General features: G+C 67.0%; 23 protein-coding genes and 1 tRNA gene. 11 read left to right on the forward strand and 13 right to left on the reverse strand.

The annotated features are described in order from the left end of the window. The first annotated feature begins 69 nt into the window (after positions 1-69). Positions 70-1,329, forward strand: a complete 1,260-nt coding sequence (locus DKT77_RS04085) for a D-amino acid dehydrogenase (protein WP_109810459.1) — start codon at positions 70-72, stop codon at positions 1,327-1,329. Here DKT77_RS04085 and DKT77_RS04090 read toward each other — a convergent pair whose 3' ends face one another. Then, the gene (locus DKT77_RS04090) at positions 1,330-2,145 is read right to left on the reverse strand and encodes a rhomboid family intramembrane serine protease (protein WP_109810460.1); all 816 of its coding nucleotides are present in this window, start codon (positions 2,143-2,145) and stop codon (positions 1,330-1,332) included. Between the two features lie 115 nt (positions 2,146-2,260). Between DKT77_RS04090 and DKT77_RS04095 the strand changes: the two genes are divergently transcribed. Continuing rightward, positions 2,261-2,346, forward strand: a tRNA-Leu gene (locus DKT77_RS04095). Positions 2,347-2,459: 113 nt separating this feature from the next. Here the strand turns inward: DKT77_RS04095 and DKT77_RS04100 are convergent. From DKT77_RS04100 to DKT77_RS04120, 6 genes are all read right to left on the reverse strand, one after another. After that, on the reverse strand, positions 2,460-3,425 hold the full coding sequence (locus DKT77_RS04100) for a 2-hydroxyacid dehydrogenase (protein WP_109810461.1): 966 nt from the start codon (positions 3,423-3,425) through the stop codon (positions 2,460-2,462). A gap of 3 nt (positions 3,426-3,428) precedes the next feature. Continuing rightward, complete coding sequence (locus DKT77_RS20830; protein WP_238547673.1) at positions 3,429-3,590, reverse strand: hypothetical protein; 162 nt, start codon at positions 3,588-3,590, stop codon at positions 3,429-3,431. A 19-nt stretch (positions 3,591-3,609) separates the two neighbouring features. Further along, positions 3,610-4,953 (reverse strand): amidase, encoded by a 1,344-nt coding sequence (locus tag DKT77_RS04105; protein WP_109810462.1) that lies wholly within the window; start codon positions 4,951-4,953, stop codon positions 3,610-3,612. Continuing rightward, entirely contained in the window at positions 4,943-6,361 is a 1,419-nt protein-coding gene (locus DKT77_RS04110; RefSeq protein ID WP_109810463.1) for a TRAP transporter large permease, read from the reverse strand. The genes DKT77_RS04105 and DKT77_RS04110 overlap by 11 nt, the downstream gene beginning before the upstream one ends. Continuing rightward, positions 6,358-6,942 carry a TRAP transporter small permease subunit gene (locus tag DKT77_RS04115; RefSeq protein ID WP_109810464.1) on the reverse strand — a complete coding sequence of 195 codons (585 nt, stop codon included), beginning with the start codon at positions 6,940-6,942 and terminating at the stop codon, positions 6,358-6,360. The genes DKT77_RS04110 and DKT77_RS04115 overlap by 4 nt, the downstream gene beginning before the upstream one ends. A 77-nt stretch (positions 6,943-7,019) precedes the next feature. Further along, positions 7,020-8,144, reverse strand: coding sequence for a TRAP transporter substrate-binding protein (locus DKT77_RS04120; protein WP_109810465.1), 1,125 nt, complete (start codon positions 8,142-8,144; stop codon positions 7,020-7,022). Positions 8,145-8,532: 388 nt separating this feature from the next. Between DKT77_RS04120 and DKT77_RS04125 the strand changes: the two genes are divergently transcribed. From DKT77_RS04125 to DKT77_RS04135, 3 genes are all read left to right on the forward strand, one after another. After that, positions 8,533-8,991: a GNAT family N-acetyltransferase gene (locus DKT77_RS04125; RefSeq protein ID WP_109810466.1), complete on the forward strand. Its 459-nt coding sequence runs from the start codon at positions 8,533-8,535 to the stop codon at positions 8,989-8,991. Positions 8,992-9,096: 105 nt separating this feature from the next. Beyond that, positions 9,097-10,380, forward strand: coding sequence for a diaminopimelate decarboxylase (lysA, locus tag DKT77_RS04130; RefSeq protein ID WP_109810467.1), 1,284 nt, complete (start codon positions 9,097-9,099; stop codon positions 10,378-10,380). 147 nt (positions 10,381-10,527) lie between these two features. Continuing rightward, on the forward strand, positions 10,528-13,116 hold the full coding sequence (locus DKT77_RS04135) for a TIGR02302 family protein (protein ID WP_238547674.1): 2,589 nt from the start codon (positions 10,528-10,530) through the stop codon (positions 13,114-13,116). Positions 13,117-13,150: 34 nt separating this feature from the next. Here the strand turns inward: DKT77_RS04135 and DKT77_RS04140 are convergent, their stop codons facing one another. After that, positions 13,151-14,053, reverse strand: a complete 903-nt coding sequence (locus DKT77_RS04140; RefSeq protein ID WP_109810468.1) for a zinc-ribbon domain-containing protein — start codon at positions 14,051-14,053, stop codon at positions 13,151-13,153. 180 nt (positions 14,054-14,233) lie between these two features. Here DKT77_RS04140 and DKT77_RS04145 point away from each other — a divergent pair, with 180 nt between their 5' ends. Beyond that, positions 14,234-14,977: a lysophospholipid acyltransferase family protein gene (locus DKT77_RS04145; RefSeq protein ID WP_109810469.1), complete on the forward strand. Its 744-nt coding sequence runs from the start codon at positions 14,234-14,236 to the stop codon at positions 14,975-14,977. Between the two features lie 160 nt (positions 14,978-15,137). Then, entirely contained in the window at positions 15,138-15,797 is a 660-nt protein-coding gene (locus DKT77_RS04150) for a porin family protein (RefSeq protein ID WP_146204950.1), read from the forward strand. A 342-nt stretch (positions 15,798-16,139) separates the two neighbouring features. Here the strand turns inward: DKT77_RS04150 and DKT77_RS04155 are convergent, their stop codons facing one another. From DKT77_RS04155 to DKT77_RS04165, 3 genes are all read right to left on the reverse strand, one after another. Continuing rightward, positions 16,140-17,102 carry an acetyl-CoA carboxylase carboxyltransferase subunit alpha gene (locus DKT77_RS04155; protein WP_109810471.1) on the reverse strand — a complete coding sequence of 321 codons (963 nt, stop codon included), beginning with the start codon at positions 17,100-17,102 and terminating at the stop codon, positions 16,140-16,142. Between the two features lie 95 nt (positions 17,103-17,197). Beyond that, on the reverse strand, positions 17,198-17,623 hold the full coding sequence (locus tag DKT77_RS04160; protein WP_109810472.1) for a DUF4399 domain-containing protein: 426 nt from the start codon (positions 17,621-17,623) through the stop codon (positions 17,198-17,200). A gap of 126 nt (positions 17,624-17,749) precedes the next feature. After that, the gene (locus DKT77_RS04165) at positions 17,750-18,706 is read right to left on the reverse strand and encodes an L-malyl-CoA/beta-methylmalyl-CoA lyase (protein WP_109810537.1); all 957 of its coding nucleotides are present in this window, start codon (positions 18,704-18,706) and stop codon (positions 17,750-17,752) included. 159 nt (positions 18,707-18,865) lie between these two features. Here DKT77_RS04165 and dgcN point away from each other — a divergent pair, with 159 nt between their 5' ends. From dgcN to cobM, 4 genes are all read left to right on the forward strand, one after another. Then, complete coding sequence (dgcN, locus tag DKT77_RS04170; protein WP_109810473.1) at positions 18,866-19,867, forward strand: N-acetyltransferase DgcN; 1,002 nt, start codon at positions 18,866-18,868, stop codon at positions 19,865-19,867. A 4-nt stretch (positions 19,868-19,871) separates the two neighbouring features. After that, positions 19,872-20,837 (forward strand): N-acetyl-D-Glu racemase DgcA, encoded by a 966-nt coding sequence (gene dgcA, locus DKT77_RS04175; RefSeq protein ID WP_109810474.1) that lies wholly within the window; start codon positions 19,872-19,874, stop codon positions 20,835-20,837. Between the two features lie 640 nt (positions 20,838-21,477). Further along, positions 21,478-22,332 carry a D-amino-acid transaminase gene (locus DKT77_RS04180; protein WP_109810475.1) on the forward strand — a complete coding sequence of 285 codons (855 nt, stop codon included), beginning with the start codon at positions 21,478-21,480 and terminating at the stop codon, positions 22,330-22,332. Positions 22,333-22,336: 4 nt separating this feature from the next. Continuing rightward, positions 22,337-23,113, forward strand: a complete 777-nt coding sequence (gene cobM / locus DKT77_RS04185; protein ID WP_109810476.1) for a precorrin-4 C(11)-methyltransferase — start codon at positions 22,337-22,339, stop codon at positions 23,111-23,113. Here the strand turns inward: cobM and DKT77_RS04190 are convergent. Further along, on the reverse strand, positions 23,056-23,466 hold the full coding sequence (locus DKT77_RS04190; protein ID WP_109810477.1) for a hypothetical protein: 411 nt from the start codon (positions 23,464-23,466) through the stop codon (positions 23,056-23,058). The two genes, cobM and DKT77_RS04190, sit on opposite strands and share 58 nt — an antisense overlap. 14 nt (positions 23,467-23,480) lie before the next feature. Beyond that, entirely contained in the window at positions 23,481-23,762 is a 282-nt protein-coding gene (locus DKT77_RS04195) for a hypothetical protein (RefSeq protein ID WP_109810478.1), read from the reverse strand. Positions 23,763-23,767 lie beyond the last annotated feature (5 nt).

Raw genomic sequence — 23,767 nt, forward strand, 5'->3', positions numbered from 1 at the left:
CCTGTGCCCTTGCGGCGACCCCGTGCATCGGCGCAGGCTGGGCGTGCAACAAGCACAGGAGCCTTTGCCATGAAAGTCGTCGTGATGGGGGCCGGCGTGATCGGCGTGACCACCGCGTACTACCTTGCGCGCGGGGGCGCCGAGGTGACCGTCCTCGACCGCCAGGCGGGACCGGGACTGGAGACGAGCTATGCCAACGCGGGCGAGCTGAGCTATGGCATGACTTCGCCCTGGGCGGCGCCGGGCGTGCCGATGAAGGCGCTGAAGTGGCTTTTCATGAAGCGTCGGCCGCTTTTTATCTGGCCGCTGATCAGCCCGACCATGTGGAAATGGGGCGTGCAGATGATCCGCAACTGCAACGAGGAAAGCTATCGCGTGAACAAGGGGCGCATGGTGCGGGTGTCGAACTATTCGCGCGACGTGATGCCCGACCTGATCGCCGAGACGGGCATTGAATATGACGGCCGCGAGCAGGGCACCCTGCAGCTGTTCCGTACCGCCAAGCAGATGAAGGGCTCCAAGGCCGATCAGGAAATCCTGGCCGAGTATGGCTCGCCCTACGAGGTGCTGGGGCGTGACGCATGCATCGCGGTCGAACCGGCGCTGGCAGAGGTGCGCAACAAGTTCGTGGGCGGGTTGCGCCTGACCGCGGACCGCACCGGCGATTGCCGTCTGTTCACCATCGCCCTTGCCGAGAGTTGCGCGGCGATGGGTGTCGATTTCCAGTACGGCCAGTCGATCCGCGGGCTTGCGGTGGAGGGCGGGCGCATCGCGGGCGTGGACACCGAGATCGCGGGCCGCATCACCGGCGACGCCTATGTCTGCGCGATGGGCAGCTACGCGCCGTCGGTGCTGAACCCGGTCGGGGTCAAGCTGCCGGTCTATCCGGTGAAGGGCTATTCGGTGACGCTGCCGGTCACTGACGACGCCTTCGCGCCGCAATCGACGATCATGGACGAGACGCACAAGGTGGCGATCACACGGCTGGGCGACCGGATTCGCGTGGCGGGCACGGCCGAGATTGCGGGCTATTCCAACCGGCTCGGGCCTCACGCCACCGACACCGTGCGCCACGTGATCGGGGACCTGTTCCCGAAGGGGGGCGATATCTCCAAGGCCGAAGGCTGGACAGGTCTGCGCCCCATGACGCCGGACGGCACGCCGGTGCTTGGGCCGTCGCGCTATGACAACCTGTTTCTGAACACCGGGCATGGCACGTTGGGCTGGACGATGGCCTGCGGGTCGGGCCGCGCCGTGGCCGACGCGGTGCTGGGCAAGACGCCTGAGATCGACTTGGACGGGCTGACTGCAGCGCGCTACGGCGGCTGATCAGCGGCGGCGGCGGACCACTGGCACCGCGCCCGGCGCCTTGCGTCCCGGTTCGGCGGAAGGCGCGGCGGACCGTGTGCGCGGAACCGTCGGCACGTCCGACCGGATGTAGCGGTAGCGCGCTTCGGGATGGGCCGGGGCACCGTGGGTGCGCCTCCAGTAGGCCGGTCCGCCCTTGCGAAGCCATGCCGGGACCAGCAGCGCCATGCCGATCAGGAACCCGCCGGCATGGGCCCAGTAGGCGACGCCGCCCGTGCCCGCCTGCGCGGCGGCGCCGTTGACCACCTGCATGCCGAACCACAGCCCGAGCATCATCCATGCGGGGACCGAGATGATCCGCACGATCACGATCAGGAACAGCAGAATGTCGATGCGTGCGCGCGGGAACAGCAGCAGGTAGCCGCCCATCACCCCGGCGATGGCCCCTGAAGCGCCGACCACCGGGACAGCCGATCCGGGTTCCGCCAGCACCTGCATCAGACCCGCGCCGATGCCCGAGGCGAGGTAGAAGGCGGCATAGCCGAAATGGCCCAACTGGTCCTCCACGTTGTCGCCGAAAATGTAGAGGAACAGCATGTTGCCCAGAAGGTGCATCCAGCCGCCATGAAGGAACATGGAACTGACCAGCGCGTAGCTGTCCTGACCGGTGCTGACCTTGGCGGGCACGATTGCCCATATGTCGAAGAAGGCGGTCAGCGCGAAAGGGTTCGAGAAAAGCGGCAGGTAGGACAGGAATATGGCCACGTTCGCCGCGATCAGCGCGTAGTTCACGAAGGGCAGTCGGGCCGCCGGATTGTGGTCGCGGATCGGAAACATGGACCAGAAGTGCGCGCGCGGTGCGGCCCGGTCAAGGGCGGCGGCGGGATATTCGGCGTCGGCACTGGACGGGCACTGGAAACGCGCGGGCGGACCGGCTAGCAAGGGGGCGCGTGCGGGCGTGATGGAATGGTAGACATACCAGACTTAAAATCTGAGGGGCGTAGGCCCGTGCGGGTTCGAGTCCCGCCGCCCGTACCACCCCTCGACAGCCGCGGCGTTCGCCTCTGCACGTCGGAAAACCGGGCGCGCGCCGCGACAGCGAGGCCCCGGACGCGATCCCAGGCCTCGCCGTCGCCGGGACCGCGTCACGGTCAGGTCAGCGCGTCGCGCGGCCTCTCGCCACGGAAGAAAGCATCGAGATTGTCGAGCGCCCGAAAGCCCATCGCGTCGCGGGTCTCACGCGTAGCGCTGCCCATATGCGGTGCCATGAACACGTTGTCGAACCGCGCGAAGGCCGGGTTGCCGCCCGGTTCGGTGACGAAGCAATCCAGCCCCGCCGCCGCCACGTGCCCGCTGTCCAGCGCCGCGACCAGCGCGTCTTCGTCCACCAGCGCCCCGCGCGCCGTGTTCACGAGGATCGCGCCCTTGGGCAGCTTGCCCAACGTTTCGGTATTGATCATGCCCTTTGTTTCGGGCGTCGCGGGGCAGTGCAGCGCCAGGAAATCCGCAACCGGCAACAAGCTGTCCAGCGTTTCGTGATAGGTCGCGCCGACCTCCTGCTCGGGCGTCAGGCGCGAGCGGTTATAATAGTGGATGTCCATGTCGAAGCCGCGGCACATGCGCGCGAAGGCGCGCCCGACGCGGCCCATTCCGACGATGCCGATCCGTGCGCCGCTGACTTGCTTGCCGACCATGAAGGCGGGGGACCAGAAGTCCCACTGCCCGGAGCGCACGATCCGGTCGGCCTCCACGGCGCGGCGCGCGGCGCCCAGCATCAGAAGCATGGCGATCTCGGCGGTGGCGTCGGACAGCACGTCGGGCGTGTTGGTCACGACGATGCCCTTCTTCGCGAACGCCTCGAGGTCGCAATGGTCGGTGCCGACCGAATGGTTCGCCACGATCTTCAGCCGCGGATCGAGCCGCGCCACCGTGTCCGCATCGAAGCGTTCCGAATGGCAGGGCAGGATCGCGTCCACCTTGCCGCTCATCTCGACGATCTGTTCGGGCGTGCCCGCGGTGTCGGTGTCGTTCAGGATCACATCGTAGTCCCGGCGCGCGCGTTCAAGCGTCGCCGCCGACAGGTGCCTGGGGAGCCAGAGAACGGGTTTGCCGGTCATGGATCAGTCCTTCTTGTCGCGGGCGGAGGTCGCGAAATCGTAGGCGACCAGCAGGAATGTCAGCAAGGCCACGCTCATCAGGTCCGGTTGCGGCACTTCCATCACGAGGATGCCGATGAAACCGCCGATGGCGACGAAGGCGAGCAGGGCGAGAAGCTTGTTCATGGATTGGGTCCTTCGCGTGTCAGGGCTGGTCAAGCCGGGTGTGCAGCCAGTGCGCGTTGCGCAGAAGCCGTGCGTCATTTCCGCGGGCCGCCACAAGCTGCAGCCCCATCGGCAAGCCGTTCGATGCCGTCAGCGCGGGCACGGTGACCGCGGGCGTGCCACACAGGGTCCAGAGCCCGTTGAAGATCGCGCTGCCAGTGCTGTCCAGACCCTTCGGCGCGGGGCCGGGCGCAGCTGGGCACAGGATCGCGTCGCAGCGGTCGAAGATTTCGTCGAGCGCGGCATTCAGAACCTTGGGCATGTCCAGCGCGGACAGGTAGTCGCGTGCGAGGATGCCGTTGCCGGTTTCGATGGCGTCCCGCACATGCGGGCCCAGAACGTCGCCGCCATCCCGCCCGTAGGTGTAGTAGCAGCGCGCCATCTCGGCGAAGTTGATCCTCTCGCGGACCGCTGCCGCATCGTCGAACAGTTTCGGCAGGGGGGCGACGAACGCCTGATCGCCCAGTTCGGCGGCCAGTTCGTCGAAGGCGTCGCGCAGGTCCTGGTCCGCTTCGTTCCAGCCGGGCGGCTGAACGATGGCGAAGACGGGTGCCAGCGGCGGTTCGCTTGTGGCGATGCGGTGCAGGTCAGGATGCGGCGCAAGCCGCGTCGCCGGGTCGCCGACGTCGTAACCGAACAGCACCTCGCCGAGCATCGCCGCCTCGGCGGGGGACCGGGCGAACACCCCCACCGTGTCGAGACTGGGAGACTGCGCGAGGATGCCCCGGCGGGGGATCGCTCCGAAAGTCGGTTTGTAGCCGGTCACGCCGCAGAACGAAGCGGGCCGGATCACCGACCCGCCGGTCTGCGTGCCGATCGCCAGCGGCACCATTGCCGCGGCCACCGCCGCCGCCGATCCCTGCGACGAGCCGCCGGGCGTGTACGCCGGATCGTGCGGATTGGTCGTCGGCCCGGGCGTCATGAACGCCAGTTCCGTGGTTACCGTCTTTCCGAAGATCACAGCGCCCGCCGCTTTCAGCCGTTCAGTCACGAAGGCGTCGTGCATCGGCTTGCGCCCCGCATCGAGCGCGCAGCCGTTTTCCGTGGGAATGCCAACGGTGTCGATGATGTCCTTCAGCGCGACCGGCACTCCGTGCAGGGGGCCGGTGGGCCGACCCCGCAGGCGGTGTTCGTCAAGCGCGCGGGCCTGCGCGCGGGCGTGCTCCGGGTCGATCCAGGCGAAGGCCCGCACCTCCGGGTCACGCTCGGCCACCTGCGCGAGGCAGGCCTCCACCAGGTCGATCGCGCGGATCGCCCCGGTGGCCAGCCTGTCGCGCAGGGTGCAGGCGTCGATCGCCAGAAGGCTTGCGCGATCAAGAGCCATAGAACAGTTCCGGCAGGTAGAAGACGATCTGCGGGAACAGGTACATCAACACCATTGCCACGATCACGCAGAACAGGAACGGCATGCAGCCCGCGAAGATCTGCGTCAGTTTCACCTCAGGTGGCGCGATGCCCTTCAGGTAGTAGGCCGACATCGCCATTGGCGGGGTAAGGAAGCTGGTCTGCAGGTTCAGCGCCACCAGCACGCCGAAGAACAGCGGGTCGATCTCGAAGAACACCAGCAGCGGCAGGAAGATCGGCACGAAGATGATGATGATCTCGGACCATTCCAGCGGCCAGCCCAGAAGGAAGATGATGATCTGCGCCATGATCAGGAACTGCACCGGCGTCAGGTCGAGCCCCTGCACGAATTCCGAGATCACGTGTTCGCCGCCGAGATACGAGAACACCGCCGAGAAGGTGTACGAGCCGACGAACAGCCAGCACACCATCGCGGTCGTGCGCAGTGTCAGGTACACGCTTTCCCGCAGCCGCTGCCAGGTCATCGCGCGGTATATGAAGGCGAGCAGGATCCCTCCAAGCGCCCCGATGGAGGCGGCTTCGGTCGGGGTGGCGAGGCCGAACAGGATGGAGCCGAGCACCGCGAAGATCAGGAAGGCCAGCGGCACGAAGGATGTGACGATCATCAGAAGCAGCTTGCCCATCGGAACGTCCGGCACCTCTTCCGCGGTGGGGCGCGGCGCGACGGAGGGCTGAAGGATCGACCGGCCCACGACATAGGTAAGGTAGAGCGCGACCAGCGTCAGGCCCGGCAGCAGCGCCCCGGCATAGAGCCGCACGATCGATACGTTGGAAGCTGCGGCATAGACGATCAACATGATCGAGGGCGGGATCAGGATCCCCAGCGTGCCGCCCGCGCAGATGATGCCGGATGCGAAAGAGCGGTCATAGCGCGCCTTGAGCATCGCGGGCAGGGCCAGCAGACCCATCAGCGTCACAACGGCGCCTACGATGCCGGTGGCGGTGGCGAACAGTGCGCAGGTGATCAGCGCCGCCACGCCCATCGAGCCCGGAATGTTCTTGGACGCGATGTTGAGCGTGGTGAACAGACGGTCCACGATGTTGGCACGTTCGACGATGTAACCCATGAACAGGAACAGTGGGACGGCGGTCAGAACCTCGTTCGACATGACCGTATAGGTCTGGTTCACGAACAGGTCGAATATTCGGTTGTTGAAGAAGCCTTCTATGTAGGTGGACGTGCTGTCCCACCAGGACGCGGTCTCGTCCAGCCGGAAGTATTCGCGCCACATGCGGCGTTCTTCGAAATAGGCGTAGTAGCCAAAGCCGATGCCCATCGCCATCAGCGTGAACGCGATGGGGAACCCTAGGAACACGAAGACGATGAACAGCCCCAGCATCATCAGGGCAATCTGGGGGTCGGTCATGGATGCGCGTCCTTTTCGGCCTTCGCGGCCTGTTGCATGAGCAGGTCTTCGGTTTCGAACACGTCTTCCTCGGCTTCGACCCACTGGTTGGTGCGGATTGCGATCAGGCAGCGCATCACCTGCGCGATGCCCTGCACGAACAGCAGGATACCGGCGACGACGATGACGGTCTTGAACTGGTAGATCGGGATGCCGGCCGGGCTGTTGACCGAAACCTCGCCGTACTGCCAGGACCGTGCAGCGTATTTCCAGCCCGCGAAGATCAGGGCGGTCACGCCGGGAAAGAAGAACAGGATGTAAAGCACCAGGTCCACCTTGGCCTGGGTCTTCGGTTGCCAGAGCCGGTAAAGAAAGTCGCCCCGTACGTGCCCGCCGCGTGACAGCGTGTAGGCCCCGCCCATCATGAACAGCGAACCGTACATGATGAAGGACACGTCGAGCGCCCAGGCGGTGGGGCTGTTCAGGACGTATCGGACGAACACCTCATAGCCGGTTCCGGCGGCCATGAAGATGATGAGCCAGGCGAAAGCCTTTCCGAACCACGCCGACAGGTTGTCGGCGAATCGTATGAAACCGATCACGGGGATGTCTCCGCATGTAAGGGAAACCCCGGCAGCAAAGCCGCCGGGGTGAAAAACGCACTACGCCACGAGGCGGCTCAGATCTTGAGCTTGCCGGGGAAGTAGTGGTTGTACGCGAGTGCGTAGTCGGGCGAGTTCATGAGTTCGTAGTAGGCGACCTGCTCCACCCAGGCGCGCTGGCTGTCGAGGCACTTCTTCATGAACGGATCGCTTTCCAGTTCCGGGATCAGCTGGTCCCATGCCTGGATCTGACCGTCGAGGATGTCCTGCGAGGTGCGATGGACGGTGACGCCCGCCTCTTCCTGCAGCCACTTCAGGTCGGCCGAGTAGCGGCGCATCGCCTTGGCGGTGTTCGCGGTGGACACGGCTTCGACTGCGTGGATCATGATCGCCCGCAGGTCCGGTTCCAGTTCTTCCATGAAGAAGCGCGAGAACAGGAATTCGAAGCTTTCCGACGCCTGGTGATAGGACGACAGGTAGTAGTTCTTGGCCACGTCCTGCGCACCGAAATCCTTGTCGGACGACGGGTTGTTGAACTCGAACGCGTCGATCACGCCGCGTTCCATCGCCGGGACGATCTCGCCGCCGGGCAGCTGTGCGACCGACATGCCCATCGACTGCAGAAGGTCAGCGGCAAGACCCACGGTGCGGTACTTGAAGCCGTCCAGGTCCGCGACGGTATTAACCTCGCCCTTGAACCAGCCGAACGGCTGCGCGAACATCGGGAAGCCCAGATAGCCGTCCACGTCGAGGCCCATGATGTCCTGGGTCAGTTCGTCGTACAGCTCCTTGCCGCCGCCTTCGTAGAACCACGACAGCATCGTGGTGGCGGACCCGCCGAAGACCGGGCCGGTGCCGAACAGCGACGCTGCCTTGTTCTTGCCGTACCAGTACACCGGCACCGAGTGGGCCGCGTCCAGAACACCGTCATTCACCGCGTCCAGCACCTGGAACGCGCCGACGACCGCGCCCGCGGGCAGCAGGTCGATGGTCAGGCGACCGCCCGACATCGCTTCAACGCGGTCGGCATAGTCCTTGGCGAATTCCTGCCAGATGTTGGATGCCGACCACGAGGTCTGCATCTTCACGACCTGCGGCGCCTGCGCCAACACCGCCGGTGCGGCAAGCGCGCCGACGGACGCGCCGCCTGCCAGCGCGGTTTTGCGCAGGAACGAACGGCGGTTGATGGATTTTGTCGTCATTGTCTTCCTCCCTGAAGCCACGCCGGGATGTTTCCCGGCACGTTGCGCGGCGGCATTCGCCGACCGCGCATCTTTTTCGAGCGCTTTCGCACCTGTGGCAATTGGTAACACAAACTATCCAAAACACAAGATCGCGCGGGCGCATTGTATACAAAAATTTGCATACCGCACATTCGACCTGAGTTTCGGTATCCTGATGTTCCGCTTCCCCCCGGAGACGGGCCCAGCCGGACCGTCGCGCCGTGCTCACCATACCGCGATGCCACGCTGTTGCAATTGTCAACTTTCCAAAGGCGCGCACAGGCTTGCGAGGGGGTACTGCGGTTGAATCCTGCGCCCTTCTGTGACAGCCAGACGGCTTTTGATCCCAAACTGCGAGAGGCCCGCGATGGCAGACCTGTCCGCACGACACAACATTCCCTTCGATCTTGCGCCGCTGGCGCGGCTGCTGACCGACGACACCGATGTCGCTCTGGTCAACCCGAACGCCAAGCAGCCCTTCGACCCGCTGGAATGGCAGGAGAAGTGGCTGAACGAACCGGACGATGCGTCCTACTACCTGCTGGACGAACAGGGGCACGAGGTCGGCTTCTTCGCCCTTCGCGTCGGGATCGGGCCCGAGGTGCGGCACCTGACCTACGTGTTCGTCGCCGAAGAGGCGCGCGGCGGTGCCGGGGCGCAACTCGCGGCCGAGGTGGAGGCCGCCGCCCATGAGTTGGGCGCGCTTTCGGTCACGTTGAAGGTCGAACTGGATAATGAGGCCGCGCTGAACGCCTATCGCGCCGCCGGCTTCGAGGAACTTGCCCGGCGCGGTGGCATGGCCACGATGCGCCGCGATCTGGACTGACCTGAAAGGGACCGGCCGGATCTGCCCGGTCCGCGGCGCATTGCAAACCCGCCGCGCTTTTGCCATGAGGCGCGAGGCCGCGAACGGAAGGCACGGGGGCGCAAAATGGACCATTTTCTCTACAGGGACGGCGCGCTTCACGCCGAGGATGTTCCTCTCGCGGCCATCGCTGCCGAGGTGGGCACGCCATTCTACTGCTATTCCGCCGCCACGCTGCTGCGCCACTACCGCCTTTTCGACGAGGCTCTGAACGGGATGGAGCATCTTGTGTGCTTCGCCATGAAGTCGAATTCCAACCAGGCGATCATCCGTCTGCTTGCCGATGCGGGGGCGGGGATGGACGTGGTGTCTGGCGGAGAATACGCCCGCGCCCGCGCGGCCGGGGTTCCGGGGAACCGGATCGTGTTTTCCGGTGTCGGCAAGACCGCGGCCGAGATGCGCACGGCGCTGGAGGGCGGCATCCGGCAGTTCAACGTCGAAAGCGAACCCGAACTGGAACGCCTTTCGGCGGTCGCCGCCGCAATGGGATCCCGCGCGCCGATCACCCTTCGGATCAACCCGGACGTGGATGCCAAAACCCATGCCAAGATTGCCACGGGCAAGTCCGAGAACAAGTTCGGGATTCCGATTGCGCGTGCCCGCGAGGTCTATGCGATGGCCGCGCGACTGCCGGGGATCGACGTCATCGGCATCGACGTCCATATCGGCAGCCAGTTGACCGAGCTTGCGCCCTTCGAGGTCGCCTATCGCAAGGTTGCCGACCTGACCCGCGCGCTGCGCGAGGACGGGCATGATATCCGGCGGCTCGATCTCGGGGGCGGGCTCGGGATTCCCTATACCCGATCGAACGAAGCGCCGCCGCTGCCGCGCGACTATGGCGACCTGATCCGCCGCACGGTGGGCGATCTGGGTTGCGAGGTCGAGATCGAACCGGGGCGGCTGATCTCGGGCAATGCCGGTGTGCTGGTGTCCGAGGTGATCTATCTGAAGTCCGGCGAGGGGCGTGATTTTCTGATCCTCGACGCGGCGATGAACGATCTGGTCCGCCCGTCGATGTACGATGCGTATCACGACATTGTGCCGCTGCGCGAACCTGCGCCGGGCGCGCCGCAACAGCCTTTCGATGTGGTCGGCCCGGTTTGCGAGACCGGCGACACCTTCGCGCGCGGCCGCGAGTTGACCGCGCTCGCGGCGGGCGACCTCGTGGCGTTCCGGTCGGCAGGCGCCTACGGCGCGGTGATGGCGTCGGAATACAATTCGCGCCCGCTGGTGCCCGAAGTGCTGGTACAGGGCGACCGCTGGGCGGTGATCCGCCCGCGCCCCACTCTCGACGAGATGATCGCGCGCGACACCGTGCCGGACTGGCTGGACGGCGCGGGCGCGGACTGATCGCCCGCCGCTGCCTGAAACGCGGGCAGAAGACGTGGTCCGTTGGCTGGTCTTCGCGCATTGTGAACACGCACCCCTTTGACCTGCCAGCCCGGCGCGATACCATTCCCGAGCGGTCCGTTCCGGCCGCCTTGCCCGGAGGCCCGCATGGCAGACCTCTCCAGACGCCCGTTCGACCCGATCCGCCGTGTGCGCGGACCGCTTCTGCTGACCCGCATCGGGATGGTGGCCGAACGGCTGACCCGCGCCTTCTGGCCGCTCTGGGCTGTGCTCTTGTTCGCCGCCGCCGGCGTGTTGCTGAACGTGCCTTCGATGTTGCCGCTGGAAGCGTTCTGGGCCGCCGCCCTTGCGGTGTGTGCGGCGCTTGGCTGGACTGCATGGCGCGGGTTGCGGGCGTTCCGCTGGCCGTCCCCGGACGACGCTGCGGCGCGGCTTGATGCGACGCTGGCCGGGCGTCCGCTGACCGCGCTGGCCGACAGGCAGGCGATCGGTGCCGGCGATGCCGCCTCCGAAATGGTGTGGAAAGCGCACATGCGCCGGATGATACTGCGCCTGTCCGAGGCGCGCCCGGTGCGCCCGGACCTGCGCCTGTCGCGCTTTGACCGCTATGGTTTGCGCTATGTCGCGCTGACGCTGTTCGTGATCGGCGCCCTGTTCGGGTCGTTTCTGCGGATGGATGGCGGCACCGGCAGCCTGACGGGCGGCAGCGGAGCCGCCGTCGCGGCGGGGCCAAGCTGGGAAGGCTGGGTCCAGCCGCCCGCCTATACAGGCCAGCCGAGCCTTTACCTGAACGACCTGCCTCCCGGCCCGCTGGATGTGGCGGCGGGCAGCCACGTGGAACTGCGCCTTTACGGCGAGGTCGGGGCGCTGACAGTCGCGGAATCCGTGTCGGGCCGCACGGGCGAGGTGGAAAGTGCCGCAGCGCCCTCGCAGGGGTTCGACATCGTGCAGGCCGGACGGCTTGAGATCATGGGTCCGGGCGGCGCGGCATGGGACATCGTGCTGACCCCCGATTCGCCACCCAGCATCGCGCCGGACGGCACGCTCAGCCGCACCGCGTCGGGCGAGATGACCCAGCCTTACACCGCATCGGACGATTTCGGCGTGACCTCGGCCACGGCGACGATCCGGCTGGATCTGGACGCGGTTGCGCGGGTCCACGGGCTGGTGGCCGAACCCGACCCGCGCGAGCCGATCACCGTGCAGTTGCCGCTGCCCATCACCGGCGACCGGGCCGAGTTCACCGAAGCGCTGGTGGAGGATTTTTCGAAGCACCCGTTTGCGGGCCTGCCCGTCACCGTGCTGTTCGAGGCACAGGATGCCGCCGGGCAGATCGGGCAGTCCGTGCCGCTGGAGCTTGCCGCGCTGCCGGGGCGGCGCTTCTTCGATCCGCTGGCCAAGGCGATCATCGAACAACGTCGCGATCTGCTCTGGGCGCGCGAGAACGGTCTGCGGGTCGCGCGCCTGATGCGTGCCGTGTCGTTCCGGCCGGAAGACATGTTCCGGGTGGAGGCAGATTACCTGCGCACCCGTTTCATCGCCCGCCAACTCGAGGCCGCTGGTCCGCAAGGCCCCGCCGAATCGTCCCGTGCCGAGATCGCAGAAGCGATGTGGGAGCTGGCCCTGCGGATCGAGGAGGGCGACCTTTCCGACGCGATGGAGCGGCTGCGTCGCGCGCAGGACCGTCTGTCAGAGGCGATGCGCGACGGGGCCAGCAACGAGGAAATCGCAGAGTTGATGCAGGAACTGCGCGAGGCGATGGCCGACGTCATGCGCCAGATGGCCGAGCAGATGCAGAACCAGGACGGCCCGCCGCAGGACCTTGCCGACATGCAGGAGTTGTCGGGTCAGGATCTGGAGGACATGCTTCAGCAGTTGCAGGATCTGATGGAACAGGGCCGCATGGACGAGGCGCAGGCGCTGCTCGATCAGCTGGCGCAAATGATGCAGAACATGCAGATGGCGCAGGGCGGTCAGCAAGGCCAGCAAAGCCCCGGCGAGCAGGCGTTGCAGGGGCTTCAGGAAACGCTGCGCAACCAGCAGGACCTGTCGGACGATTCGTTCCAGGGAATGCAGGGGCAGGGGCAGCAGGGCCAACAAGGGCAACAGGGCCAAGGTCAGCAAGGTCAGGGCCAGCAAGGTCAGCAAGGCCAGGGACAAGGGCAGGGCGAGGGTTTCGCGCAAGGCCAAGGCCAGGGACAGGGGCTTGGTGAAGGCCAAGGCGAAGGCCAATCGCTCAGCGACAGCCTTGCCGACCGCCAGAACGCCCTGCGCAACGAGCTTGACCGTCAGCGCGACGGCTTGCCGGGTCTGGGCCAGGGCGCCGAGGATGCGCGCCGATCGCTCGACGAGGCCGGGCGCGCCATGGACAACGCCGAACAAGCGCTGCGCAACGACGATCTTGCCGGTGCGATGGACAGCCAGGCCGAGGCGATGGACCGCCTGCGCGACGGCATCCAGAGCCTTGGCGAAGAACTTGCCCAGAACCAGCAGCAGCAAGGGCAGGGCCAACAGGGTCAAGCCGCCGGGCAAGCCGGGCAGAATGGTCAGCAGGATCCGCTGGGCCGCGATGCGGGGGGTCAGGGGCGGCTCGGAACGCGGGACAACATGCTTCAGAACGAAGACGTGTACCGCCGCGCGCGCGATCTGCTGGAAGAATTGCGCCGCCGGTCGGGTGATCAGACCCGGCCGGAGGAAGAACTGGATTACTTGCGCCGTCTGCTCGACCGGTTCTGAGCTTTCGGTGCCGCGCACTCGGCGTCGGCGCGCCTCAGGCGTCGTCGGGCATCGCCCGCCGCAGCAGGTCCACCAGCGCGGCCTGAAAGCGGTCGCCTTGGGATTGGATCTGTGCTGCCAAGGGCAGCGTGCTTGTTTCGGGCATGCTTGCGACCAGCAGGTACAGCGCCAAGGCAGCGCATGACAGTCCCGCCGTGCCCGCGAAGCCCAGACGGAAGCCAACGCGCCGCCGCCGTTCGGCAACAACGGCGGGCGGTGCGGGAGGCGTTCTGACAGGCAGGTGCCGCGCTTCGGAGGTCGCCCCCTGTTCCGCTGCAGCATTCGGCAGGGCCGCCATAAGAGGTGGGCGCGGATCGCGAGTCGCTGCGTGCGGGTCTTCGACCAGTCCTTCGTCATTGTCCGGCGCGGACCCCGTGCCGGGCCTTGCGGCCGACCTTTCCGCCTCGGCCAGCCGGGCCAGTCGCCCGCGCGCGCCATCGCCGCGGTCGGCACCGGGCGGCGGCATCGCGCCGGAAGCCGGGATCGGTGCGGCGCGTGCCGCCTTGCGGGCCTTCACCTCCGCCTCCGCCTCCTCGCGCAGGATCGCCAGCACGGACGGGTCCACCTTGCGGCGCGGCGGTGAGTCCGGGCCCGGCTCCGGCTGGATATCCTGATCGGTCGCGTCGGTCTCGGGCGCCGTGACGCGGGCGACCGGACCGGTGTCTGCCGGGCGCGGCGAAGGGGATGCCGCCTTGGCGGTTTCCGTGGCAGACCCATCGGGCGGGTCCTGAGCGGGCGTTGCGGCGGGGCGGGGCGCCAGGGCGGCAGGGCCATGCGCGGCCCGGAGCAGGAACCACGCCGTACCGCAGGACGAACACTGCACGTCGCGCCCCGGATCGGGCACCGCGCGTTCCGGTATGTCATAGCGTGCCCCGCAACCCGGGCATTCGATCCGCATTCGCGCTGGTCCTTCCACTGGCTCGGACAGAGCCTATCAGCCCGTGCGGGCGGGGCAAAGCGGCAGCGCGCTTGAACCGGCCCCGCGCGTCGGGCACAAGCACGCGAGCGGGATCTGGCGCAGCCTGTCCCCAAGCCCGGTTCCCGTCCCGTTTCGGTACTGCCCACAGGAAAGCCCGCGATGATCCTTCTGCGCTATTCCGCCTCTCTTGTGTTCATCGCGCAGATGTATCTGGCGATGCTTCTGCTGGGCATCGCCTTCACGCCGTGGGCGGTTCTGGACCGGCGCGGCGCGAGCACCGGGATCCGGGTCTATTGCCGCTATGTGCGGCTGACCGCGCGGCTGATCTGCGGACTGCGGTCCGAAGTGCGCGGGACGGTCCCGTCCGGCGAGGTGCTGGTCGCCTCGAAGCACCAGAGTTTCTTCGACATCATCCTGCTGTGTTCGGTCCTGCCTAGCCCCAAGTTCATCATGAAGACTGAACTGCGCCGCGCTCCCGTGCTGGGATGGTATGCCGGGCGCATCGGCTGCGTGCCGGTGGACCGGGGCCAGCGCGGGCAGGCGATCAACCAGATGCTCGCCGACGTCGCTGCCGGGCGGTCGCTGCCGGGCCAGCTTGTGATCTACCCGCAGGGCACCCGCGTGGCGCCCGGCGACAAGCGGCCCTACAAGATCGGCACTGCGGTGCTCTATGCCGAAAGTGGGCAGGCTTGCGTGCCCGCCGCCACCAATGTCGGCCTGTTCTGGCCGCGCCGCGGTATCCTGCGCAGACCGGGCCTTGCGGTGGTGGAGTTCCTGCCCCCGATCGCGCCTGGCCTGCCCACGCAGGTCTTCATGCAAAAGCTCGAATCGACGATCGAGGAAGCATCTGATCGTCTGGCGCTAGACACCGGGATGGCAATCGATTCGGACAATGCCCGATAGGCAGGCAGATTCGCCCTTATCATCAGCAATTTGGCTGTCGGCATAACAGATAAACCATACCTCAATCCTCTTTTGCGATCCCTGTTTCAGACAGACGATCGGGTGGATCTATGCTATGCACAGGGCAGGTTTCGGCGGATTCTCGCCGATGGAGGAGTGTTTGACGCAGATACGCCGCAGCCTTCCGCAGGGTCTTGCTGCCTGCCGTATCGCCGTTCTGGCGCTGATCTGGGCGCTTGGCCCGGCGGCGGCGCAGGATCCGGGCGAGGTGGGCGTGACCCTCGGTGTCAGCACACTGGGACCGACTGTGGAGGGCAGCTACCGCATTTCCGATCGGCTCGGCGTACGGGTGCCGGTCGGCTATCTCGGAACCGACCTCGACGAAAGCGAGGACGGGATCGACTACGACCTTGATCTCACCATTGGCGGTGTCGGGCTTCTGGCGGACTACTATCCGGGGCTTGGAGGACTGCGCGTATCCGGCGGCGCGTTCCTCGGGCAGTACGAAGCCGACGGCGGCGGGCGCGGCAGCGGCCGGATCGGCGGCACTGATTACACGAATGTCGACATGGCTCTGGACGTGCACGCGCGCAACCGTGTCATGCCAGCGCTGTCGCTTGGGTATGACGGTACCCTCGGACGGCGCTGGTTGCTGTCCGCCGATCTCGGCGCGATGTATACCGGTGGCTTCGACGTTAATCTGACCGATCGGACGGGGCAGGTGTCACAGTCTGATCTGGACGCGGAAATCTCTGATCTGGAAAGCGACATCCCGGACTTCCTGCCTTACGTTAAACTGTCGGTCGGGTTCCGCTTCTGAACCCTGACATCCTGTCTGGTGCCCGCGCATGGCGCGCCGGGCGGGTCGTTTTGCGCCGGGCATCCGTGCCGGACCGTCAAACGGAAGACGCGTTGCGACGGCCGGTGCTGGGCACATCTTTTTCGAACGGCGCAGACCGCGCGCCACTGCGAGACGGTTTATTCCCTAAAGAGCCGCGCCATGGCCTGCGTGCAGGCCGAAACGGCCGGAAGGCCAGACGGAATCGAGCGGCTCAAACCCGCAGGTATGGCAAGGGTGCGCGCTCCGGCATCCGTCCGGTTCTGGCTATGATCAGGCCGCAGAACGACGCTTTTGCGGTTCCACCCCGCACACGGGGGCACCCTAACCCGCGAGTGACATCTGCCCCATGTCGAGATACTTGCGGCGCCTTTCGGACACGAGCGTCGCGCGGTCCTTTCCGTCAAGCTGGGCGAGCATCCGGGCAATTTCCTTGCCGACGCGGCTGATCGTCTGCGAGCGGTCGCGCTGCGCCCCGCCCACGGGTTCGGGAATGATCACGTCCGCCACGCCCAACTGCCGCAGATCCTGCGCGGTCAGGCGCAGCGCCTCAGCGGCCTCGCGCATCTTCTCGGCGTTCTTCCACAGGATGCTGGCACAGCCTTCCGGCGAGATCACCGAATAGACCGAGTGTTCCAGCATCGCGAGCCGGTTGGCCGTGGCGAAGGCCACCGCGCCGCCGGACCCACCCTCGCCGATGATGACCGATACCAGAGGAACGCCAATCTGCAGGCACGCCTCGGTGGAGCGCGCGATCGCCTCGGCCTGGCCGCGCTCTTCGGCGCCCTTTCCGGGATAGGCGCCGGGCGTGTCCACCAGCGTGATCACCGGCAGGCCGAAGCGGTCCGCCATCTGCATCAGCCGCACCGCCTTGCGGTAGCCTTCGGGCCGCGCCATGCCAAAATTGTGCTTGAGCCGCGTCGCGGTGTCGTGGCCTTTCTCATGGGCTATGACCACGACCGGCGTATCCTCGAAACGCGCCAGCCCGCCCAGAACCGCGTGATCATCCGCGAAATTCCGGTCGCCCGCCAGCGGCGTGTACTCGGTGAACAGTGCCTCGATGTAGTCCTTGCCATTCGGCCGGTCCGGGTGGCGCGCGACCTGGCATTTCCGCCAGGGTGTGAGCTTGCGGTACAGGTCGGCCAGCAGGTCCGCCGCCTTTCGGTCCAGCGCGGCGGCCTCCGCCTCGATGTCCATCTCCTCGTTGGCCCGCGCCATCGCGCGCAACTCGTTTGCCTTGCCTTCGATCTCGGCAAGGGGTTTCTCGAAGTCGAGGTAATGGGTCATTCAGCGGTCCCGGGTCGTGGCAACGCCGCACATATGGACCCTGCGCCGCGCTTATGCAATCGGCCCGGCGCGCTTTGCACAGGGCCGAAGCCGGGTCATTCCACGGTGATGGTGATCGGGTCTGACATCACCGGCGGATCGTGCGGGACATGGCTGTAATCCCCAAGCAACAACCGCAGCGTGTGCGTGCCAGCTGGAAGCTCGCGGGTCATCTCGGTCTGGCCGCCGCCGAAATGCACGATCTGGTCGGTTGCGGGCAGGCTGGTGGTCATGTCCACGTCGCCCGGTTCGAGGTTGATCAGAAGGTGATGGTGGCCGGTGTTGTCCACATCGTAGCCGGCCGGGGCGATGCCCATGCCGCTCAGTCCGAAGCGGATCGTGACCGGGTTCGACACGGTCGCGCCGTCGGCAGGCGAGATAAAATAGACCTCGGCGCCGTCGGGGGCCGGTGTCTGCTGGGCCAGAAGCGGCGCGGCGAAAAGCCCCGCGGCGAGAAGGGCAGCAAGTGACGTGAGTTTCATGGTCGTCCTCCCTGATGTGGGCGGCGATCCCGCCCTGAAGGAAGTCTAGGGCGCGCGCGCCGCCGCACAAGCACGGCGTGCAATCCGCGCTGCCCCTTCTTGCACGCTGGGCCGCCGGCCCGCCGGTCAGCCCGCGATCATTTCGGACTGGCGCACGATGACTTCGGCCTGCTTGATCGAGGCGATGTCGACCAGCCGCCCCTTGTAGACCGTCGCGCCCTCGCCGCTGGCCTTGGCCGTCTCCATCGCGGCCAGGATCTCGCGCGCTTCGCTGACGGCAGCATCGGAAGGCGTGAACACCTCGTTGGCCAGCGCGATCTGCTTTGGATGGATCGCCCATTTTCCCACCATGCCCAGCGTGGCCGACCGCAGCGCCTGGGCGCGGTAGCCGTCGTCATCGCTGAAATCGCCGAACGGGCCGTCCACCGGCAGGATGCCGTGCGTCCGGCAGGCCGCGACGATGGCGGCCTGCGCCCAGTGCCACGGGTCCGACCAGTGCTTCACGCCGCCCTGCAGCATGTAATAGTTCTCCTGTGTCCCGCCGATCCCGGTGGTCTGCATCCCCATGGAGGCCGCGAAATCCGCCGCCCCGAGGCTCATGGCCTGAAGCCGGCGCGAGGCAGCGGCGATGGCTTCCACATGGGCGATGCCGGCCGCAGATTCGATGATCACCTCGAAACCGATCGGTTTCGTGCGGCCCTTCGCGCGTTCGATGGCGGTCACCAACGCGTCCACGGCATAGACGTCCTCGGCGCAGCCCACCTTGGGTATCATGATCAGGTCCAGCCGGTCGGAGGCCTGTTCCAGCAGGTCCACCACGTCGCGGTACCAGTAGGGCGTATCGAGCGAGTTGACCCGCACGCTCAGCGTCTTGTTGCCCCAGTCATGGGCGCCGATCGCTTCGATCACGTTTGCGCGCGCGATGTCCTTGTCGCTGGGCGCGACCGAATCCTCGAGATCGAGGTTGATCACATCCGCCGCGCTCGCCGCCATCTTGGCGAACAGCTTGGTGTTGGACCCGGGCCCGAACAATTGGCAGCGATTGGGACGTGCCACCGGCTGCGGCTGGATACGGAAACTCATGCAGGCACCTTTCGGGTTCTTTAGTTGCGCGAAGATTTCGCGCTTGGATAGAATGTTGCGCAATGCTGCGCAAGCACTGTTTTGTTGCGGCGCAGCATCGGCGCGGGTCTGGGCAATCCGGGCGATCTCTGACAGCCTGCCGCGGAAAGGAGCCATGCCATGATACGCACCCCTTACCTGCTTTTCCTCGGCGATGCGCCCGATCCTCTGGCGGCGAAGGTCGCACAGGGCATCCGCGACTGGCGACCCGATCATTGCGTCGGGCAGTTGCGCCTGCCCGGATGCGAGGCGGACATGGGCTTGCCTGACATGACGCTGGAAGAGGCGCGCGCCGCGGGGGCCGAAACGCTGGTGATCGGCGTGGCCAACCGGGGGGGCACCTTTTCGGCGACCTGGAAGGAGGTGCTGACGCAAGCCCCTTCCGCGGGTTTCGACATCGCGTCCGGCCTGCACACCCTTCTGCGGGACGATCCCGACCTCGTTTCGGCTGCGCAAGCCGCGGGGCGAAGCCTGCACGATGTGCGGCTGCCCGCGGTGAAATACCCGATCGCCGACGGGGTGCCGCGCAGCGGCAAGCGGTGCCTTGCGGTCGGTACCGATTGCTCGGTCGGCAAGATGTACACTGCGCTGGCGATGGAGGCCGAGATGCGGGCCCGGTCGATGCCCGCGACGTTCCGCGCCACGGGACAGACCGGCATCCTGATCACCGGCGAGGGCGTGCCGCTGGACGCGGTGATCGCCGACTTCATGGCCGGGTCGATCGAGTGGCTGACACCGGCGGGCGATCCGGATCACTGGGACCTGATCGAGGGGCAGGGCAGCCTGTTCCACGTGTCCTACTCGGGGGTGACGCTGGCGCTGATCCACGGCGGGCAGCCCGATGCGCTGATCCTGTGCGACGAGCCGACCCGCCCGCACATGCGCGGCCTGCCCGGCTACAGGGCGCCGTCGCTGGAAGTGCTGCGCGACACGGCGCTGGGGCTGGCGCGGGTGGCGAACCCGGCCTGCGAGGTCATAGGCGTTTCGGTCAACACCCAGCACCTGAGCGAACCCGCCGCGCTAGCCCATCTTTCGGAGGTCGAGGCGCGGATGGGGCTGCCTGCGGTGGATCCCTACCGGCAGGGCGCGGGCCGACTGGTCGATGCGCTAGCGGCCGTGTGACGCCATGCATCTGCACGTGAGCTATGACGATTTCCGGTTGGCCGAAGCGTTCACCATCTCGCGCGGGACCAAGACCGCCGCCGAAGTGGTCACAGTGCGGGCCGAGGCGGACGGGATGCGCGGCTATGGCGAATGCGTGCCCTACGCCCGCTACGGCGAGAGCCGTGCTTCGGTGAAGGCGCAGATCAAGGGGCTGCCTGCGGACGTGAGCCGCGATAGCCTGCAGGACCTGCTGCCGCCGGGCGCGGCGCGCAATGCCGTGGACTGCGCACTGTGGGATCTTGAGGCGCGTATCGCGGGTTGCCGGGTGTGGGAACTCGCGGGTTTGCCTGAACCGGGACCCGAGATCACCGCCTTTACCTTGTCGCTCGACACGCCGGACGAGATGCGCCGTGCCGCGGAGCGGCACCGGCACCGGCCGCTGCTGAAAATCAAGCTCGGCACGCCGGACGATCTGCCCCGGCTGGAGGCTGTGCGCGCCGGCGCGCCGCGCGCGCGGATCATCGTCGATGCGAACGAGGGCTGGAGCGCGGCGGCCTACGCTGAGCTTGCCCCGCATCTGAAGGCGCTGGGGGTGGACCTTGTGGAACAGCCGCTGCCCGCGGGGGACGACGGCGCGCTGGCCGGGATCGACCGTCCCGTGCCGGTGTGCGCCGATGAAAGCTGTCACGACATCAACTCGTTGCCCGCACTGCGCGGCAAGTATGACGTGATCAACATCAAGCTGGACAAGACCGGTGGGCTGACCGGTGCGCTGGCGTTGCGGGCGGCGGCGCGGGCCGAGGGGTTCGGGGTGATGGTCGGCTGCATGGTCGGCTCGTCGCTGGCGATGGCACCGGCCGTTCTGGTGGCGCAGGGGGCGCTGGTGACCGATCTCGACGGCCCGCTGCTGCTGGCCGAGGACCGGGCGCATCCGCTGGCCTATGATGAGCGCGGTGTGCATCCTCCCGACCGGGCCCTGTGGGGGTGAGGCGTTGGCGCCGAACGCGCAGAGCGCCGGTGGCGGGCTGCCGGGAGACAATTGGGTGGACTGTTCCACCCGGTTGCGCGGCGCGCCGACCCTTACATCCTGCGAGCGCGCGGGCGAAGCGGCAGGCGGTCAAAGGTGCCGGGCCCGCTCTCGAACCGCAGCGAAAAGCGTGTCGGAAAGCTGGAGAAGTCCCTGATGAGTCTGGTCCCGCTGCGGCCGGGGCCGTGCAAGGTGCCGCCGGGCGCCGGGACGCCGGTGAGGGGGCACTCCCGCCCGTTTTCGGCACCCTGCAGGATGCCTCATCCCGTTGGGCCCCGCAGGCTGCGCCTGCGGGCGGACGGGATGGAGGGCGAAGCACCCCGCAACACTTGGGGTTCGGGCGGCCCTTGTGCCGACCGCAGGCGCAGCCTGCACGGCCCAACGGGATAAGACGCGCGCAGAGGGTCGAAGACGGGCGGGAGTGCCACTTTCCCTCTGGGGCGCTTTTCCATCATCATCCCCGTGGCGCCCTTTCCCGCCAGCCAATCTTTGCGGTCTGCGTCCCTCCTGTACCGCCGCGCGCCGAATAAGCCGCGATACCCCGTGGACCTTGCGGGATGGGCGGGTTACCTCAGCCCCGAGCAAGGATCAGGAGGCCGCCATGAGCCGCATCGTCTATGTCAACGGAGAGTTCCTGCCCGAGGAGGAGGCGAAGGTTTCGATCTTCGACCGTGGCTTCCTGATGGCGGACGGCGTCTACGAGGTGACCTCCGTCCTCGATGGCAAACTGGTGGATTACGACGGACACCTCACGCGGCTGGAACGGTCGCTGGCCGAGCTGGACATGCCCGAGCCAGATGGCATGGACGCTCTGCTGGAGATTCACCGCGAACTCGTCAGCCGCAACAACCTGAAGGAAGGCTGCGTCTACCTGCAGATCACCCGCGGCCCGGCTGACCGGGATTTCCTGTACCCCGAAACGCCCAAGCCGACGCTCGTCCTGTTCACTCTGGCCATGACGCTGCGCCGCTCGCCCAAGGCCGAGAAGGGCCTGCGCGTCATTTCCATCGATGATTTGCGCTGGGGCCGCCGCGACATCAAGACGGTCCAGCTTCTCTACCCCTCCATGGGCAAGATGATGGCCAAGCACGCGGGCGCGGACGATGCCTGGATGGTGGAGAACGGCCACGTCACAGAGGGCACGTCCAACAACGCCTATATCGTCACCCAGGACGGCACGATCGTCACCCGGCAGTTGTCGCACGACATCCTGCACGGCATCACCCGCGCTGCCGTGCTGCGCTTTGCCCGCGAGGCGCAGATCAAGGTCGAGGAGCGGCCCTTCACCCTGGACGAGGCGAAGGCGGCGTCCGAGGCGTTCATCACCTCCGCCACCACGTTCGTCACCGGTGTGGTGGAGATCGATGGCGTGCAGCTTGGCGACGGCACGCCCGGGCCTGTATCGCGCCGTCTGCGCGAGATCTACCTTGAAGAAGCGGCGAAGCAGGCGGTGTGACGACATGACGGTACATTTCATCGGTGCCGGGCCAGGTGACCCGGAGCTTCTGACGCTCAAGGCGCTGCGCTTGATCCGCGCCTGCAAGGTCTGCCTTTATGCCGGATCGCTGGTCCCGGCCGAGGTCGTGGCCGAGGCGCCAGCGGGCGCGCGCGTCCTCGACACGGCGCCGATGACGCTGGACGACACCCATGCCGAGATCGTCGCCGCCCATGCCGCGGGCCTTGATGTGGCGCGGGTGCATTCCGGTGATCCGTCGCTCTACGGGGCCATCGCCGAGCAGATCCGCCGCCTGCGGGCCGACGGCATCCCGTATGATATCGTGCCCGGCGTGCCTGCCTATGCCGCCGCCGCCGCCGCGCTGGGGCAGGAGTTGACGGTGCCCGAGGTCGCGCAGTCGATCGTACTGACGCGGGTGTCCATGAAGTCGACCTCCATGCCCGAGCATGAGACGCTGGAGAATTTCGCCCGCAGCCGCACCACGCTGGCGATCCATCTCGGGGTGCGCAACCTGCGCGAGATCGAGCGTGTGCTCGTGCCGCACTACGGCGCTGACTGCCCTGTGGTGGTGGCCTATCGCGTCGGCTGGCCGGACCAGATGTTCCTGCGCGGCACGCTTGCCGACATCCGCGAGAAGGTGCGCGCGGCCAAGATCACCCGCACCGCGCTGATCCTTGTCGGCCCGGTTCTGGGCGAGGTGCGCGATTTCCGTGACAGCGCGCTTTACGATCCGGCCAGCCCGCACGTACTGCGCCCGAAGGTGCGCGGCGCCGCCGTATAGGCGCTGGGCCCAGGGCCGGTTCGGGAGCCAGTCTGGACGTCGGTCCGTGGGCCTGTGGGTGTGTCCGCAGGCGCGGCGATGGCGCGCTCGTTCAGCGCAGCCGCCGCGCCGAGCCCGAGCGTGCGCATCAGCTTGCTGACCGGGTGCACCGGCAGATCGAGCGCGGTGACGCGCCCCTGCGGCACCGCCACGGACTGCCCGGACCATGCCGAGGGCGCACCGGGCAGGAACACGATCACCCGCGCCGCCGTGCGCTCCACCTGTAAGCCGATCGCCTTGTGATCGTCGAACGCGACGAGCACGGTCCGCAGCAGTGACGCGCGGTCGTCCACCCCGGCCAAGCCGCTGGCCATGCTCTTGGCGATGGTTAAGCCTGAAAAAACTCCACCAGCAGCGCCTCCACCCGCTGCACGTGGCGCGCGAAGAAAGCGCGCCGCGCGGCCAGCCCTGCCGCATAGCACACCGCGAGGATCAACAGCACCGCCAGCGCGTCGGCCAGCAGCACCCCGGCAAGCCCGTCCTCCGGCGCGACGCGCGCGATGGCGTGCGCGACGCCGCTGGAGGTCTCGAACGCCTTGGCGAGAATGTAGATCACGAAGACGACCGGGATCAGGAAGATGGCGCCGCCGATCAGCGTGGTCCGGATCATCGCGC

Source organism: Meridianimarinicoccus roseus, assembly GCF_003172915.1.
Lineage (GTDB): Bacteria > Pseudomonadota > Alphaproteobacteria > Rhodobacterales > Rhodobacteraceae > Meridianimarinicoccus > Meridianimarinicoccus roseus.

Excerpts from the sequence above, each read along its gene's own strand:
- DKT77_RS04100 (WP_109810461.1), bottom strand. The coding sequence starts at position 3,425 with ATGACCGGCAAACCCGTTCTCTGGCTCCCCAGGCACCTGTCGGCGGCG.
- DKT77_RS04145 (WP_109810469.1), top strand. The coding sequence starts at position 14,234 with ATGATCCTTCTGCGCTATTCCGCCTCTCTTGTGTTCATCGCGCAGATG.
- DKT77_RS04195 (WP_109810478.1), bottom strand. The coding sequence starts at position 23,762 with ATGATCCGGACCACGCTGATCGGCGGCGCCATCTTCCTGATCCCGGTC.
- DKT77_RS04160 (WP_109810472.1), bottom strand. The coding sequence starts at position 17,623 with ATGAAACTCACGTCACTTGCTGCCCTTCTCGCCGCGGGGCTTTTCGCC.
- DKT77_RS04110 (WP_109810463.1), bottom strand. The coding sequence starts at position 6,361 with ATGACCGACCCCCAGATTGCCCTGATGATGCTGGGGCTGTTCATCGTC.
- DKT77_RS04190 (WP_109810477.1), bottom strand. The coding sequence starts at position 23,466 with ATGGCCAGCGGCTTGGCCGGGGTGGACGACCGCGCGTCACTGCTGCGG.
- DKT77_RS04090 (WP_109810460.1), bottom strand. The coding sequence starts at position 2,145 with ATGTTTCCGATCCGCGACCACAATCCGGCGGCCCGACTGCCCTTCGTG.
- DKT77_RS04135 (WP_238547674.1), top strand. The coding sequence starts at position 10,528 with ATGGCAGACCTCTCCAGACGCCCGTTCGACCCGATCCGCCGTGTGCGC.
- DKT77_RS04105 (WP_109810462.1), bottom strand. The coding sequence starts at position 4,953 with ATGGCTCTTGATCGCGCAAGCCTTCTGGCGATCGACGCCTGCACCCTG.
- dgcA (WP_109810474.1), top strand. The coding sequence starts at position 19,872 with ATGCATCTGCACGTGAGCTATGACGATTTCCGGTTGGCCGAAGCGTTC.
- DKT77_RS04120 (WP_109810465.1), bottom strand. The coding sequence starts at position 8,144 with ATGACGACAAAATCCATCAACCGCCGTTCGTTCCTGCGCAAAACCGCG.
- DKT77_RS04085 (WP_109810459.1), top strand. The coding sequence starts at position 70 with ATGAAAGTCGTCGTGATGGGGGCCGGCGTGATCGGCGTGACCACCGCG.
- cobM (WP_109810476.1), top strand. The coding sequence starts at position 22,337 with ATGACGGTACATTTCATCGGTGCCGGGCCAGGTGACCCGGAGCTTCTG.
- DKT77_RS20830 (WP_238547673.1), bottom strand. The coding sequence starts at position 3,590 with ATGAACAAGCTTCTCGCCCTGCTCGCCTTCGTCGCCATCGGCGGTTTC.
- DKT77_RS04180 (WP_109810475.1), top strand. The coding sequence starts at position 21,478 with ATGAGCCGCATCGTCTATGTCAACGGAGAGTTCCTGCCCGAGGAGGAG.
- dgcN (WP_109810473.1), top strand. The coding sequence starts at position 18,866 with ATGATACGCACCCCTTACCTGCTTTTCCTCGGCGATGCGCCCGATCCT.
- DKT77_RS04165 (WP_109810537.1), bottom strand. The coding sequence starts at position 18,706 with ATGAGTTTCCGTATCCAGCCGCAGCCGGTGGCACGTCCCAATCGCTGC.
- DKT77_RS04140 (WP_109810468.1), bottom strand. The coding sequence starts at position 14,053 with ATGCGGATCGAATGCCCGGGTTGCGGGGCACGCTATGACATACCGGAA.
- DKT77_RS04125 (WP_109810466.1), top strand. The coding sequence starts at position 8,533 with ATGGCAGACCTGTCCGCACGACACAACATTCCCTTCGATCTTGCGCCG.
- DKT77_RS04155 (WP_109810471.1), bottom strand. The coding sequence starts at position 17,102 with ATGACCCATTACCTCGACTTCGAGAAACCCCTTGCCGAGATCGAAGGC.
- lysA (WP_109810467.1), top strand. The coding sequence starts at position 9,097 with ATGGACCATTTTCTCTACAGGGACGGCGCGCTTCACGCCGAGGATGTT.